General features: G+C 50.1%; 13 protein-coding genes. 3 read left to right on the top strand and 10 right to left on the bottom strand.

Features of this window, described 5'->3' with window-relative positions:
• Nucleotides 1-44: 44 nt before the first annotated feature.
• From Q0L39_RS11640 to Q0L39_RS00570, 4 genes are all read right to left on the bottom strand, one after another.
• Complete coding sequence (locus Q0L39_RS11640) at nucleotides 45-425, bottom strand: hypothetical protein (protein WP_366916339.1); 381 nt, start codon at nucleotides 423-425, stop codon at nucleotides 45-47.
• Nucleotides 310-1,557 (bottom strand): oligopeptide:H+ symporter, encoded by a 1,248-nt coding sequence (locus tag Q0L39_RS00580; RefSeq protein WP_366916338.1) that lies wholly within the window; start codon nucleotides 1,555-1,557, stop codon nucleotides 310-312. Before Q0L39_RS00580 ends, Q0L39_RS11640 begins: the two co-directional genes overlap by 116 nt.
• Nucleotides 1,558-1,586: 29 nt before the next feature.
• Entirely contained in the window at nucleotides 1,587-2,696 is a 1,110-nt protein-coding gene (locus Q0L39_RS00575; protein ID WP_296626394.1) for a hypothetical protein, read from the bottom strand.
• Between the two features lie 450 nt (nucleotides 2,697-3,146).
• Nucleotides 3,147-4,208, bottom strand: coding sequence for a hypothetical protein (locus Q0L39_RS00570; protein WP_296626393.1), 1,062 nt, complete (start codon nucleotides 4,206-4,208; stop codon nucleotides 3,147-3,149).
• Between the two features lie 563 nt (nucleotides 4,209-4,771).
• Here Q0L39_RS00570 and Q0L39_RS00565 point away from each other — a divergent pair.
• From Q0L39_RS00565 to Q0L39_RS00555, 3 genes are all read left to right on the top strand, one after another.
• Nucleotides 4,772-5,122, top strand: coding sequence for a hypothetical protein (locus Q0L39_RS00565; protein ID WP_296626392.1), 351 nt, complete (start codon nucleotides 4,772-4,774; stop codon nucleotides 5,120-5,122).
• A 75-nt stretch (nucleotides 5,123-5,197) separates the two neighbouring features.
• Nucleotides 5,198-6,685, top strand: coding sequence for a xylulokinase (xylB, locus tag Q0L39_RS00560; protein WP_296626391.1), 1,488 nt, complete (start codon nucleotides 5,198-5,200; stop codon nucleotides 6,683-6,685).
• Between the two features lie 59 nt (nucleotides 6,686-6,744).
• Complete coding sequence (locus tag Q0L39_RS00555; RefSeq protein WP_296626434.1) at nucleotides 6,745-8,214, top strand: fucose isomerase; 1,470 nt, start codon at nucleotides 6,745-6,747, stop codon at nucleotides 8,212-8,214.
• Between the two features lie 429 nt (nucleotides 8,215-8,643).
• On the opposite strand, the gene Q0L39_RS00550 is transcribed toward Q0L39_RS00555, so the two are convergent.
• From Q0L39_RS00550 to Q0L39_RS00525, 6 genes are read right to left on the bottom strand one after another with little or no spacing between them, the layout of a single operon-like run.
• A complete protein-coding gene (locus Q0L39_RS00550) occupies nucleotides 8,644-9,075 on the bottom strand; it encodes a 4Fe-4S dicluster domain-containing protein (protein WP_296626390.1) in 432 nt (143 codons plus the stop codon).
• Complete coding sequence (locus Q0L39_RS00545; protein WP_296626389.1) at nucleotides 9,068-11,206, bottom strand: molybdopterin-dependent oxidoreductase; 2,139 nt, start codon at nucleotides 11,204-11,206, stop codon at nucleotides 9,068-9,070. Before Q0L39_RS00545 ends, Q0L39_RS00550 begins: the two co-directional genes overlap by 8 nt.
• Nucleotides 11,207-11,227: 21 nt before the next feature.
• A complete protein-coding gene (locus Q0L39_RS00540; protein ID WP_296626388.1) occupies nucleotides 11,228-12,202 on the bottom strand; it encodes an oligopeptide/dipeptide ABC transporter ATP-binding protein in 975 nt (324 codons plus the stop codon).
• A 1-nt stretch (nucleotide 12,203) separates the two neighbouring features.
• Entirely contained in the window at nucleotides 12,204-13,220 is a 1,017-nt protein-coding gene (locus Q0L39_RS00535; RefSeq protein ID WP_296626387.1) for an ABC transporter ATP-binding protein, read from the bottom strand.
• 12 nt (nucleotides 13,221-13,232) lie between these two features.
• A complete protein-coding gene (locus Q0L39_RS00530; RefSeq protein ID WP_296626386.1) occupies nucleotides 13,233-14,129 on the bottom strand; it encodes an ABC transporter permease in 897 nt (298 codons plus the stop codon).
• Nucleotides 14,129-15,088, bottom strand: a complete 960-nt coding sequence (locus Q0L39_RS00525) for an ABC transporter permease (protein WP_296626385.1) — start codon at nucleotides 15,086-15,088, stop codon at nucleotides 14,129-14,131. The genes Q0L39_RS00530 and Q0L39_RS00525 overlap by 1 nt, the downstream gene beginning before the upstream one ends.
• Between the last annotated feature and the right edge of the window lie 85 nt (nucleotides 15,089-15,173).

Below are 15,173 nucleotides of genomic sequence, written 5' to 3'. Positions count from 1 at the left end.
AGAGCATCCGCTCCAACCAAAATGGAGCGGATGTTTTTTAATCATTATGCCTGCTTGCTATCAGCAAGACCCATTCCTTTTTCGATCTTCTTTGCAAAGATCATAACCAGCAGACCAATCAGACAGGTGATGCCGCCGATCATCAGGAAGTAGGTAGCTTCCGAACCCTCGTGATAGAAGTTAACTGCCAGGGTGCTCAGTGCAGCACCGGTAGACTGGCTCATGCTCCATACGGTCATCATCTGGGTGGTAAATGCTTTTGGTGCAACCAGAGAAGCGGAGGAATAGCTAACCGCATTGGTGATTGCCTCACCAAAGATAATCAGAACATAGAACATAACAAGCCACATTGGACTTACTTTGACATCTGCTGCATACAGAACAAATGGAATAATCATAAACAGCGGACCACAGCCCCAGAAGATGGTTCCGATACCGATTTTGGTCGGAGCGGACGGCTGTTTTTTTGCCAAGTTTTGTCCAGAGTGCGGTGACGATGATACCAAAGATAATTGCCAGAACTGCCGGCAGAGTCTGGAACGCTGCTGGTGTGATTTCAAAGCCAAACAGATTTCTGTTAACTCTCTGTTCTGCATAGATCGCCAGAATGGAGGTGGACTGTGTCCATACCAGCATTGCAAAGCAGTTACATACGTACATTGGGATCAGGTACAGCACATGTTTGGATTCTTCTTTTTCTGTCTTAGGGCTCTTGATGATGTAGATCAGATAGATGACCGGAATAAAGATTGCCGCGGTGCTCATGAAGTTTGCAAATACGTTGATGGTGAGGATACCGGTGGTGAACAGAACTGCCATTACAACAACAGCTGCTACCACAGCAACCACAAATTTTACCATGAAGGATTTCTTTTTCTCTGGAGACAGTGGGTCATCTGGTTCCTGACCGATTGGGCCAAAGAATTTTTTCTCGGTTGCATAGTAGCTGACAACACCAAGAACTGCGAAAACTGCACACATTGCAAATGCAACATTGTAGCCGGTCATCAATGCAACGGTACCGGAGATTGCCGGAGCAGCTGCACCGATATTGGAAATAACATACGAAATTGCAAACGCACCGTCGCGGCGTTTATCCTCTTTTTCATACATTTTGCCGGTCAGTGCTTCCAGGCTTCGGCCGGAGAGCATGGTGCCCAGACAGAGCAGTGCCTGGCTGGCAACATAGCCGTATACGCCAAAGAATGGAATTGCCAAGCACAGATATGCAACAGCCTGAACACTTCTTGCCAGACCCAGTGCTTTTCTTGGACCAAGCACACGGTCAGCAACGTAGCTGCCGATGATACCGGTCAAAATGGATACTGCCGAATACAGCGAAACCAGCTGAGCTGCATTTTCCTGTGTGAAGCCAAAGCCTTCCGGTGCTGCCGCATACAGGTAGTAAACCAGGATGGCGCTCATGCCGTAGTTTGCAAACGAGTTGCACAACTGCATAAAGCTCAGTGTTCCAATCGCCTTTGGATGACCAAAGAAGCTTTTCTGGCTGCGCAGCTGCGCAATCTGACTTGTACTTGTCTGTACAGGATTTGTCATAAGAATTCCCCCAATATTGCTCTACGATTTTATTTGATAAAATCCCATTCAAATTTGTCTGGACCCAGATCATACGTTTGCACGGATGCGCGAAGATTTCCGTTGATATCATAATGGTCGGTGTTATGATCCCATGGAGCCGGCAGCAGATGATATGGATAGATGTCCCTCATCAGTTCATAGCCCTGCGGGTCATATTCTTCCAGCTCTCTGCGGGTGTTGACCGGTCCGCGGATGCCATCCCAGCGTCCATCCACACCTTCCTGCATCACATTGAACCAGATGGTTCCCAGCGTTGCAAAGTATTCTTCGTGGTTGCTGATTGCGTATGTATCATGCCAAAGTCCGCTGTCCTTTGCGTGCTGATAACATTCCTTGACACGATTGCTGAGCGTTTTGTCCTCCAGTCCATCCATACCTACCAGGTGGATGGCGTGACCAAACTCGTGCACCAGAATCATCTCGTGAGGATAGCTGGTCGCATATCTTCCGCTGCGCAGTCGGATGACATTTGCCTCCGAAATGGACGAAAGCGGATTGGTCATCTCACCGCCAAAACCTTCAATATGCCGCGTCGCCAGCAGATAACCCATCCGGTGTCCTGGCACATCAAAAGCATTCTCCTTGAGTCCGTACACGGCAACCGATGCTCCCCGTCGAACCAGTTCCTGTGCAACCTGCGGAAGTTTTTCCAGCATCATGTCAATGATGACAGCTGCTTTTTCCACGCTGCTTCGCTGCACTGTTTTGCCCGCCTTCACTACAATGCCGCAGTTGGTTGTAAGCTCGGTGACATAATATGGCTCATATACCACCGGATAAACCTTGGTATAATCCGCCGGCCGATCCTGCAGATCTTCCACCTCTGAGAGCACCTGCACGGTCAGCTTTGATGCACAGCTGAAATCCACCGGTTTAGAAAGCGACAAGGTCGTGCGCATGGTTTCTTTCTGGTACAGCGTTCCATAGCTCCATTCCATGTCGCTCTTCCAGTGAAACAGTTCCTGCTTTTCTCCGTCATATTTTACCAGGAAGTTTTTCTCGCAGTCGGCGCGACGCACCTGTGTATTCCAGTACAGCTCAATTCGCCGGTCATCAATCAAAACAGCTTTTCGAATCGTTGGCATCTCATGATTCATATTGATTTCTCCTTTCTTGTTTATTTTTAAAACAGATTCCTGCCTTGTTTCTTATTTCATAATTATAATATTTTTTTCACTCATATAATATCACCCGTTTTTTTTCAGTGTCAACACCTTTTCTTCACCAAATAATCTTTTCGTTTATTTTTAAATATAAATGTATTTTTTATTGGATATTTTGTACATCAAACAAAGAGATTAAAATAATACATCGCAATCTGAATAAATAATGCAGATTGTAAACATCCTTTGCTCCTCCTAAGAGCAATCCTTTAAAGCGGAACATTTTTTCACTTTTGTGACGTTAGTATAGGAAAAATAAAATTTGCTTATCGAAGAAAAAAGGCGGCAGGTAGGTTATTTCCTACCTGCCGCCTTTTGGCAGACATATCATCTGTATTATGTAGACTTTCGTTTAGAATAGCTTGTCTGACATCGTGTATTTCTTTAATAGTTCTGATAGTAAGCTTCCAGATTGTTGGTGGTGATCTTCCACTCACTGTCCTCACAAATCAAATCCTTCGAGGTCAGGCAGATTGCATTTTCATTGCAAATGGTCTTATCCTCACAGGAGTCGATCGCCTTGACAAAGTAAAACAGTTTGTTGCTCATGAATGCCAAAAGAGACATGACGTCCGCTTTTTCTCCGTTTTTGCCGGCGTTCTCATTGCAGCTCAGCTGTGCATGTTCTATCATGGCCTCCCGAAGCTCCATCAGGGACAGCGGTGTTGTCTCCCTGTAATAAACCAAATTGTTGGTCGGATCAAGCATCGCCCATTTGTGAAGATTCTCCAGATAAACCTCACAGACCACATGGACATCGCCGGCAAGCGGCCTGCATTCTACTGCACTTGCACGGTAACCATAAGCGCGCAGAATACCCGCCAGAATCATCGCGATTCCTCTGCAGTTGGTGCGGTGGTTGTGTGCAAATGCATATTCCATCTGAGCGATGGTGCCGCAGTTGTCCTTATCGTGTGTATAGTTGACTCCATCCTGCTGGATGACCTGACACAGACGATCCATAATGGCAAGGCAGCTTGTCAAATCGTGGTGATTTTCCACGTCAATTCCATGCTTTTTGGCATAACAAAGCACGTCTGGGTCATCCAGTACAAAATGCAGCTGGTTTTCGGCTGGCTCATTAGTGTACTCCTGATGAGCCTGCAGCTGCTGGATATTTTTCTCCGGTACGACGATGTGATGCTTTTTAAAATCAGGGGTATCTCCGATCAGCTGCAATTCCAAATCCTTATGAAAACCGATGCTGAGCACATCAAAGCATCCCTTTTCTGTTTCCATGTCAATTTGAATTTTGCTCGGCATATGATTGAGCATCACCGTAATTTCCATGTGAGTTCCGTCGATTTCTGTTTTTTCACAGTCGTTGTTCATGTCACCGATGTCAATGAAGGAAAGCTGGCTGAACGGTGCTCCATCTTTGCTGCCAAAGTGAATCCAGCCGTTTCCAATTCCCAGATCGGTTTGATAGATTCCCTGTTTTTTCATCTGATTCCACTTCTTCTTTTTAAAAATTGTTTTATCAAGTCATGCTCTTCAGATCATCGCGAAGATAAAATCTTTCGTTTCTCTAACAGCTGTGCTGACCTACTTAATATAACTATATCTCAAACAATAAAACTTATCAAGCTACCGATTGGACTACAACAACATTAAAAAAAGGCTGCTCTTTTGGTTTAAAGTTTTTATATTGCTGCAGCGTTGAGTTTTCATCATTTCTACCAATTTTGATTTGTTCGTTAAAAACTGGTTCCAAAAAGTAAAAGAGGAGAATCCTGCTGGAAGGCTTCTCCTCTTTTGTCTTATCAAGACAGATTCTAAAACATATCCTGCCAGACTGATTACAGAATATCCAAGGCTGCATGATAGCCTTCATACACCGCATTAGTACAGGATATACCGCCATGATTATTGTCAGGCTTCCCTTTGCGATATGTGTGATGCTGCTGGAAACATTCTTTACAAACTGTGTCTTGCTGAATCCTGCCGCGACGACAAACATTGCCATCATCATAATGCCGTTGGCATTTCAAAAATAGCCCAGCGCCGTATTGGCATCAATACATCCTGTCACCATGATTAAGCAGGACAACTTCTATGCACTTGGATTTGGAGATGGTGCAGATGTTGCACTTCAGGCGGTCACCCGTGCTCCGCAAAACAGACAGACAGCGGACGGCCGTCAGCTGCCGCCGCTTTCGCCGCACAGCGACCTGTTCAGCTCTCTGGGATTGATCGGCGACCTCTCCGAAGAAGGAATGCGCTTTGCACAGGAAAGATTGATTTCGATACCGATAATTTTCAGGATGTCCAAGATGATTTTCTGTCTTTCTGGAAAAAACGATGAGGAAATTCAGAAAAATTCATCTAAAATGAACCTAGCATGGAAAAGTATCTCGTGATAAAATAACAAAAGCAATCTTTATTCTGACATCTTTTTTAGAATAAACGACAAATTGAAATCCGAGGTGAATCCCATGCTATATCTTGGTGTCGATCTGGGCACTTCCTCGATGAAGGTTCTGCTGGTCGATCAAACCGGCAAGGTTTGCAAAACCGCTTCCCGCAGCTATCCGCTGGAATTTCCGCAGCCTGGCTGGTCCCAGCAGAATCCTGATGACTGGTGGAATGCACTGTGTCAGTGCATTCCAGAGCTTCTGGACGGAGAGGACACCTCCCAGATAGCGGGTCTTGCAGTTGGAGGACAGATGCACGGTCTGGTCGTGCTGGATAAAAACGATGCTGTCATCCGCCCTGCTATCCTGTGGAACGACGGACGAACCGCAAAAGAGACAGAGAAGCTCAACAACGATTTTGGCAAGGAGCGGCTGCTCTCCCTCACCGGAAACATCGCCTTTGCCGGCTTTACCGCACCTAAATTGCTGTGGATGAAGGAGCACGAACCACAGCTATTTTCCAGAATCCGAAAGATCATGCTGCCTAAAGACTACCTTGTCTATCGTTTGACCGGTGTGCACAGCTGTGATCTGTCCGATGCTTCCGGTATGCTGCTGCTGGACGTCAAAAACCGCTGCTGGTCGCAGGAGATGCTCCGCTACTGCGGCATTTCGGAAGAACAGATGCCGCGCTTGTATGAAAGCTATGAACCTGTCGGCACAGTCCTACCATCCATCGCCGCTTCTCTCGGCTTGTCACCGGATACGGTCGTTGCGGCAGGAGCCGGTGACAATGCCGCCTCTGCTGTGGGAACCCAGACGGTGGGCGACTGCGCCTGCAATATCTCGCTCGGTACTTCCGGCACGGTCTTTATTTCCTCGAAAGAATTCCGCCTGCCTCCTGAGGGAAATCTGCACGCCTTCGCGCACGCCGACGGCAGCTATCATCTGATGGGCTGTATCCTTTCCGCCGCCTCCGCTTATGGCTGGTGGAGCAGGGACATCCTGCGGGCAGACTCGGACGCACAGGAACAGGACTGCATCCACGACGATCAGCTGGGCAGAAATCCTGTCTTCTTCCTGCCTTATCTGATGGGAGAGCGCTCTCCGCACAATGACCCATCCGCACGCGGCGCCTTCCTTGGCATGAGCATGGACACCTCCCGTGCGCAGATGACCCAGGCAGTGATGGAGGGCGTTGCCTTTGCCATCCGCGACTCGGTGGAGATTGCCCGTTCGCTGGGTATCCAGGTAACCAGCAGCGGTCTGTGCGGCGGCGGTGCAAAAAGCCTGCTCTGGCGCAAAATCATGGCAAATGTTCTGAACATGGAGATTCAGGTTCCTCTTCTCGAAGAGGGCGCCGGTTATGGAGCCGCTGTCCTTGCCATGGTTGCCTGCCGAGCCTTTGATTCGGTGCAGCAGGCCTGCGAGAAACTGCACTCCGAGCGCACCATCTATCAGCCCGATCCGCTCATCGCTGCCCGCTATGAAGAGCGGTATCAGGTGTTCCGCACTCTGTACCCAACGCTCAGGAACCTCTACCCTGCATTGAGCCTTGCAGCTCTGTAAAAAATAAAATATCCTCACTGGGAAAAAGAAATCAAAACGATAAAGGAGAGAAAAAGATGATTACAAATATTCCTCAGGTAAAAATGGGACTGATCGCTGTTTCCCGTTCCTGCTTTCCACGTGCCCTGTCTGAACGCCGCCGCGCCGCAGTAAAAGCTGCTTTTGGTGAGGGACTCTATGAATGTCCTGTCTGCGTGGAAAATGAACTGGATGCCCGCAAAGCTGTCGAAGATGTCAAGGCTGCCGGCGTCAATGCCCTGTGTGTTTATCTCGGTAACTTCGGACCGGAAACACCGGAAACCATGATTGCGGACATGTTTGATGGTCCATTGATGTATACCAGCGCTGCCGAAGGAGACGGCGACCTGCACGACGGACGCGGCGACGCATTCTGCGGCATGCTCAACGCCAGCTACAATCTGGGACTGCGCAACAAGAGAGTGTACATTCCCGAATATCCCTGCGGTACCGCACAGGAAGTTGCTCAGCAGATTCGCGAATTTCTTCCGGTTGCTACTGCGCTGCTGGGACTTCGTGGACTGAAAATCTTCGCCTTTGGACCTCGTCCAAATGATTTCCTTGCCTGCAATGCTCCGATCAAGGCGCTGTATGACCTTGGTGTTGCGGTGGAGGAACACTCCGAGCTCGATCTTCTGGTCGCATACAACAAGCACAAACACGATCCGCGCATCCCTGCCAAGGCTGCCGAGATGGCAGAAGAACTGGGCAGCAACAATCCTTATGCCGGTGTTCTGCCAAGACTTGCCCAGTACGAGCTGACATTGGAGGACTGGATGAAGGAACATCTGGGCTGCTCGCAGTATGCAGCATTTGCAAACAAATGCTGGCCGGCATTCCAGACCGAATTCGGCTTTGTTCCGTGCTATGTAAATTCCCGCCTGACCGGCCGCGGCATTCCGGTCAGCTGTGAGGTGGACATCTACGGCGCACTCTCCGAGTATATCGGCGTGTGCATCTCCCAGTCAGCGGTCACTTTGCTGGACATCAACAACACCGTTCCTGCCTCCATCTACCAAAAGAGCATCCAGCCAAACACCTCCTACCGCCTGAACGAAACCTTCATGGGCTTCCACTGCGGAAACACCTGCTCGAGCCTGCTTAAAAATCCGCACATGGGCTATCAGCTCATCATGAAGCGCGACCTGGAACCGGATCTGCCGGAGCCGGATATCACCCGCGGCACTATGGAGGGCGACATCAAAGCCGGAGACATCACCTTCTACCGCCTCCAGTCCACTGCGGACACCAAACTGCGCGCATACATCGCTCAGGGTGAAGTGCTGGATGTACCGACCGAGAGCTTTGGTTCGATCGGCATCTTCGCAATCCCCGAGATGAACCGTTTCTACCGCCATGTCCTGATCGAGAAGCAGTATCCGCATCATGGAGCGGTAGCCTTTGGCCATCATGGAAAAGCGCTGTTTGAGCTTTTCCGCTACCTTGGTGTAACTGATATCTCCTACAATCAGCCAAAGCATCTGCCTTATCCAACTGAAAATCCGTTTTAACAAATGGAGAGCGGCAATTTATAAAAGCAAATCAGGGTTCAGAAACTAAAACTAAAACTAAAACTAAAAGGAATGCGTTCGGAGATTGTACCGAACGCATTCCTTTTTATCAGCATCAAATATAACCTCCACCTGGAAAATTTCTGGGTGGAGGCTTTTTGTACTACACCACTTTCTATGATAATGAACGGTGCAGTCAAGGGGGATTGAACTATTGTAATCTTGTTCCCTTCTGGTCACTTACTACACAAACTTTTTATGATGCAGTAGTTTATCGCTCTTACTTTCTCTCCTTTCCGCTATCTATATTCGTCTGTTTTGCCACAGTGCTCAACCAGTATTTGAGACACTGTGTAAAAAGTTAATCATCAACGCCTCTATAAATTCCACCTACCAGGGCCACTGTATAACTCTTGAAATCTCTTTTTCTTACGGCACCAGCTTGAGTGCACCGGTGTTGCAGACACGGACACAGGCCGGTTCCAGCCCGCAGGCAACCCTGACAGCACAGCCGTCACATTTGACCACCTTGTTTTCCGCATCAAATCGGGGAACATCGAACGGGCAGGCAGCTGCACACTTTTTGCAGCCGATGCACCGCTCCCTGTTGGCAGCGACGACAAACCCGTTCTCTGTTCGTTCAAATACCTGCATCGGACACGCTTCCATGCAGGCGGCAGCTGTACAGTGCAGACAGCTGCGGGTCGCATAGCGCACCAATCCACTCGGAAAAACCTTTTTCTCATAGAGGCGCAAAGATACAGCGTCCTCCTGCGTTTCCTCGTAGTGCTGATCCATACAGGCGACAACACAAGCAAGACACCCAGAACATTTGTTCTCATCACATACGATCCTAGCCATGGGAAACCTCCTTCTTTTGCAACCGGCAGCAGTAGGATTTAAAGCCAGGGAAACCGGAGATCGGGTCAAGATAGGTATCATCCATCAAATAGTTGATGTCCTTCTCTCCTGCTCCATGGTAGATATTGACCGTTCCTTTGAGCGTGGAGGAATTCTCGCTCAGAACAAACTCCATGCTTCCCACCGGCGTGGACAGAATGACCACCTCTCCATCCTGCATTCCCAGCTTGTGAGCATCCTTGGGATGCACTTCCGCCAGCGGATATTCCTCCAGCTTAGCCAGCCACGGGATGCGATAGGTTCTGGAGTGGAAAAACTGCGGCTTGCGGCTGCCCGTCGAGAGAATCAGCGGATACGCCTCCAGCGGCAGCTGCTCTCTGTAATCATGATAAACCGGCAGACCCTCATGGCCTGGTTTGTGGCAGGATTCCAATATGCTTGAAACAAACTCGATCTTTCCGCTTGGAGTCTTGACCTGCAAAATCTCCTCGGAGGTTTTGCCAGGCAGAGTCCGTTTGGCCTTTGTTCCCTCGGGCGCATCCTTAACCTCCTCCAGCGTCAGTCCGGTTCCCGAAACTGCCATCCTCAAATAATCTTCGTGGCTGCGAATCTGTGGATCATTCCCAAGAGGAAGTCCCAGGCTGTCCGCCAGTCCTGCCAGAATATCCATATCGCTGCGTGCCTCTCCCATCGGTTCGACCACATGGCCCTGATAAAAGACGGTATCCATCCCGAGAACCTGCAGCTGTTCTCGCTCCAGTGATGTCTGCGACGGCAGCACAATGTCCGCATACCGGCAGGTGTCGGTCATGTACAGGTCGACATCGACAAAAAAGTCCAGCTGCTTGAGCGCCTTTTCGATGCGATCAGGACGCGGCCACATGTGGTGATTCATTCCAAAGGCAAGCACCGTCTTGATGGGATAATCTCCCTTTCCTTCGATGTAGTCGGCCAGTCTTGTCACCTGCACCTCCTGCGAGGACAGCTTTGCCCACGCTGGAAACTGCTCGTGGCTGAGGTCCTGCTGTGCATGGACGCGCTCCCTCACACCGCCTGTCATACCACCTTTGAGCATTGCACGGCCAGGTCCAGGTGCCATCGAACCTCCCTGCACACCAAAACTGCCGGTCAGCGCCATCAACAGGGTGATTGCGCGGACATTCTGCACGCCGTTGATATTGTGCACCAGCGGTGAAGCTGACAGCTGAATCGGGCAGGGTGCTTGTGTCGCCATCAGACGAGCTGCTGCAATCATGTCCTCCTTCGGGACGCCGGTCAGCTGCTCCACCTTCTCCGGTGTAAACTCCATCACGTATTCTTTGTACGCTTCATAACCAGTTGTATATTTATCAATGTATTCCTGATTTTGCAATCCCTCGGTGATGATAACCCGCGCCATGCCCAGCGCCAGCGCTCCGTCGGTACCAGGCAGCGGACGAAGGTGAATATCGGCATGTTCGCTGGTAGGAGTACATCTTGGATCAATGACGATCAGCTTGACGCCCCGTTCCAACGCTTTCAAAAATCCAGGCAGTCGGGTAAGCGGCGTGGTGTGAAGCGGATTACCTGCCCAAACACACAACACCTTGCAGTTTCTGAGGTCCGCCGGAGGCATTCTGACCGTTCTGCCAAAGTTGCACTGGCAGGCCATCATCACTGCATAGGCGCAGGTGCTGGATTCGGTGCCAAAGTTTGGTGTACCGTAGGCATTCGCCAGATCGGTGGCCTGAGCACGAAACCACTTGGGATGTCCCACATAGAACAGGGTGGACTTTGCTCCGTACTGTTCCTTCGACTGATTAAGCTTCTCCGCAATCGTTTGATAAGCTTGCTCCCAGCTGATCCGCTCAAACTTGCCCTCACCCCGTTCTCCAACCCGCTTCATCGGGTACAACAAACGTTTTGGACTGTACAACGCCTGTTTTAAAGCGGCACCTTTGACACAGACATGTCCGCAGGATGACGGCTGCGATTTGTTGCCCTCCACCTTGATCACCTTGCCGTCTCTGCAATAGACATCGACCAGACAGGCATCTCCGCAAAAGCCGCACAGCCCTGTTTTGACGGTAATCCCTGTTTCGTCACAGGGAATCTTTGCCTTCAACAGCTCCTCTTTGTCGAATGTTTTCATGCTCTCACCTCTTGAACTTGTTTATTTCATCTCGTCATACAGGTGGCAGGCCACAAAATGACCTGGCTCTACCTCGCGCATCACCGGCGTCTGACAGCTGCATTCTTCCATTGCATAGGAACAGCGATTGCAAAAATGGCAGCCTGCCGGCGGATTCATCGGGCTGGGCACCTCGCCTTCCAGACGAATCTGGTTTCTCTGCCGCTCGATGTCAGGGTCCGGAACCGGAATTGCCGACAGCAGAGCCTTGGTGTAGGGGTGCAGTGGATGCTGATACAATGCATCCGAGTCAGCAAGCTCCACCAGGTTGCCCAGGTACATCACTCCTACCCTGTCAGAAATATGCTTTACCATCGACAGGTCATGGGCGATGAACATGCAGGTCAGTCCGCGTTCCTTCTGCAATTTGACCAACAGATTGACCACCTGTGCCTGCACCGATACGTCCAGCGCGGAGATCGGCTCATCGCACATCAGAAATTCCGGATTGACTGCCAGTGCCCTCGCAATACCGATGCGCTGACGCTGTCCGCCGGAAAATTCATGGACATAACGGCTGGCATGCTCCGGATTCAGTCCGACCTGTTCCAGCAGGCTCTGTACCGCCTTGATCTCCTCCGCCTTGGAGGAAACCAGCTTGTGAATCTGCATTCCTTCCGCGATGATGTCGTGCACCTTCATTCTGGGGTCGAGCGAAGAATACGGGTCCTGGAAGATCATCTGTACCTTCTTGGTAAATTCCTTTCTCTCCGCTGCCGTCATCTTGTTGATGTCCTTGCCCTTGTACAGTACCTCGCCGGATGTCGCCTCATAGACACCGATACAGGTTCGTCCGCAGGTGGTCTTACCGCAGCCGGACTCTCCCACGATGCCCAGTGTTTCGCCCTCATAGATGGTGAAGGAGACATCGTCCACCGCTTTGAGCGTGTGCTTTGCATCGACGGGAAAATATTTTTTCAGGTGTTTGACTTCCAAAATCGGCTTTTTGTCTCCCATTTTACTCTCCCTCCCTGCTAAAATCAATATCTGCATATCCCGACTCCGGATGATACAGCCAGCACGCTGCCGTATGTCCTGGTTCAAACTCATATTCTTCCGGTGCTTCGGTGGTGCAGATGTTCATGCAGTACTTGCAGCGGGCTGCAAACGGACAGCCCTTTGGCGGGTCGATCAGGTCGGGCGGTGTACCCTCGATCGAGATCAGCGGCTGTTTATTGCTCAGTTCCAGATTAGGAGCCGCCTTCAGCAGTGCCCAGGTATAGGGGTGTTTGTGTCCATAGAAAATCTGGCGGACATCGCCCTTTTCCATAATCTTGCCCGAATACATCACCACGATGTGATCGGCAATATTGGCCACTACGCCGAGATCGTGGGTAATCAGGATGATGGTCGTTCCCAGCTTTTTCTGCAGTTCCTTCATCAGGTCAATAATCTGCGCCTGAATCGTCACATCCAGCGCCGTGGTCGGCTCATCCGCAATCAGTACCTTCGGCTTGCCCGCCAGTGCAATCGCGATCATTACCCTCTGGCGCATACCGCCGGAGAGCTGGTGCGGATATTTTTTCATGCAGGCCTGTGGGTCAGGAATTCCCACCAGTTCCAGCATGTGAAGCGTCTCCTTTCTCGCTTCCTCCTTGGAAACCGGATAGTGATTGCGGATATTTTCCATAATCTGTTTTTCCACATTCATGGTAGGATTGAGCGAGGTCAGTGCATCCTGAAAAATCATCGAACAGGTCGCGCCGCGATAGGCTTCCCATTCCTTTTCGGTCTGCTTTAAAATATCCTTTCCGTCCAGAACAACCTCGCTGCCCTCTTTGATTTCCCCTGGAGGAGTAGCGATCAGTCCCATGATTGTCTTTGCTGTCACCGATTTGCCGCATCCCGACTCACCAACGATGGCAAGTGTTTCGCCTTCCTGTACAGAGAAGGTGACGCCACGGACAGACTGTACCTCACCGGCATAGGTATGATAAGAAACTCTCAGATTTTTGACGTCAATCAGATTCTTCATTTCTTCACCTCATCACTTGATCATCTTTGGTTCCAGAGCAACCCGCAGAGCATCTCCCAGGATATTAAAGCTGAACACGGTCAGCATGATAAAGACGCCCGGGAATACTGCCAGCGTAGGCACATCGGTCATATACATCTGGGCGCTCTGCAGCATGGTGCCCCAGGATGCCTTCGGAAGCTGGACACCCAGACCCAAAAAGCTCAGTGCCGACTCGGTCAGAATGGCACGTGCAACTGCCAGACTGCCCGCTACAATGATGGACGAGCTCATGTTGGGGATGATGTGTTTAAAGATGATTCGTTTGTGGCTTGCTCCCAGATGCTTTGCTGCAATCACATAGTCCCTCTGTTTGAGCGCCAGCGTCTCCGCACGGGTGATTCGGGCCACCTGGCACCACTCAAACAGGCCTAAAATGATAATAACAGAATATAACTTCGGCGGAAAAATAGCGTTGATAACAACCATCAGCATCATACTCGGCACTGACATAAACAAATCGGTGAAGCGCATCAGCAGGGTGTCCACCTTGCCGCCCATATAACCGCTGAAAGTTCCAATCAGTGTTCCGATGGTGACCGACAGCAGCATCGACAAAAAGCCGACAGTCAGCGAGATTCTGCCGCCGTAAAGAGCACGGGTAAAGTAGTCGCGTCCCAGTTCATCGGTTCCAAACCAGTGTTCAGATGAAGGCGGCTGCAAAATCGCCATATAATCCTGTGCATCTGGGTCATACGGACTGAGTGGAGCCAAAATCGCCATCAATGTGATGATCACCAGGATAACCACGCAGAGCATTGCCAGCCTGTTTCCCTTGAGTGTGTGCAAAATATCTCCGACCAGACCTCGTTCATAGCGGGCCTCGGTGTTTGTTTCCTGTACCTTGACACGTTGAAATCTCTTATCCATTATTTTCTACCCATCCCTTCCCTGATTCTCGGGTCAGCGACCGCATACAGGACATCCGCAACCAGATTGCCGACAATCAAAATCAGACAGGAGAACATGGTGTATCCCATGATTACAGGATAATCCCTGCCTCCGACTGCTTCCATGCACAGACGTCCAATGCCTGGCCAGGAGAAGATGTTCTCGATGATGAAGGAGCCGCACACCAATCCGGCGATATTCATACCGATCAGTGTGATGATCGGCAGCAGGCAGTTTTTGAGCACATGGCAGAACAGAATGATATTTTTGTTGGTTCCTTTGGAAACTGCAGTCACCACATAATCTTCCTCCAACTGTGAGATGGTGTTGGAGCGGATGTACTTGGTGTAGACTGCTGTGTGGTTCAGACTCAGCACACAGGCAGGCAATACCATGTGCCACAGAGTATCGGCTGTGCTCTCCACATCCAGAGAGTGCATGCCTCCTGTCGGGAAGCATCGCAGTTTGATGGCAAAAATAATCACAGAGATCATGGCAATCCAAAACGGAGGGATCGAAATTCCGAAATAGGTGATGGTGCTGATCACTTTATCCATCGGCCGGTCTTTATGTAGTCCTGCAATCAGACCGAGCGGAATGGAACAGACGATGGAAATCAGCAGGGATGCACCCATCAGCGATACCGTTGCCGGAAGGCGCTCGGCAATCAGCTCGGTAACCGGTCTGTTCTTGCTGATGGAAGTTCCCATATCGCCCTGCAGCACATGCTTGAGCCAGTACCAGTACTGTTCTGCAATAGAACCGTTCAATCCATATTCTTCTTTTAATGCTTCGATCCGATCTTCTGTCATGCCTGGCTGCATGTAGTTGTCAATCGGGCTGCCCGGAGCCGCCTGCAAAATCAGAAACGAAAAAATACTGACAACCAGCAGCAGCGGAATCAACCCTATTACGCGCTTGACGATATATTTTTTCACCGGAAAATCCCCCGTTCCGTTTTGAAATTTCTGTTATAAAAAGCCGCTTGGAGTCTCCCCAAGCGGCTTTTCCTTTAATGGCCCT

It is taken from the genome of uncultured Negativibacillus sp. (assembly GCF_944388365.1).
Lineage (GTDB): Bacteria > Bacillota > Clostridia > Oscillospirales > Ruminococcaceae > Negativibacillus.
Note: the sequence above shows the minus strand (reverse complement) of the source record. Positions and strands in the feature narration are given on the sequence as shown.

Bases quoted from the DNA above. Each gene is read 5' to 3' on its own strand.
- Q0L39_RS00580 (WP_366916338.1), bottom strand. From the start codon at position 1,557: ATGACAAATCCTGTACAGACAAGTACAAGTCAGATTGCGCAGCTGCGC.
- Q0L39_RS00575 (WP_296626394.1), bottom strand. From the start codon at position 2,696: ATGAATCATGAGATGCCAACGATTCGAAAAGCTGTTTTGATTGATGAC.
- Q0L39_RS00570 (WP_296626393.1), bottom strand. From the start codon at position 4,208: ATGAAAAAACAGGGAATCTATCAAACCGATCTGGGAATTGGAAACGGC.
- xylB (WP_296626391.1), top strand. From the start codon at position 5,198: ATGCTATATCTTGGTGTCGATCTGGGCACTTCCTCGATGAAGGTTCTG.
- Q0L39_RS00550 (WP_296626390.1), bottom strand. From the start codon at position 9,075: ATGGCTAGGATCGTATGTGATGAGAACAAATGTTCTGGGTGTCTTGCT.
- Q0L39_RS00545 (WP_296626389.1), bottom strand. From the start codon at position 11,206: ATGAAAACATTCGACAAAGAGGAGCTGTTGAAGGCAAAGATTCCCTGT.
- Q0L39_RS00540 (WP_296626388.1), bottom strand. From the start codon at position 12,202: ATGGGAGACAAAAAGCCGATTTTGGAAGTCAAACACCTGAAAAAATAT.
- Q0L39_RS00535 (WP_296626387.1), bottom strand. From the start codon at position 13,220: ATGAAGAATCTGATTGACGTCAAAAATCTGAGAGTTTCTTATCATACC.
- Q0L39_RS00530 (WP_296626386.1), bottom strand. From the start codon at position 14,129: ATGGATAAGAGATTTCAACGTGTCAAGGTACAGGAAACAAACACCGAG.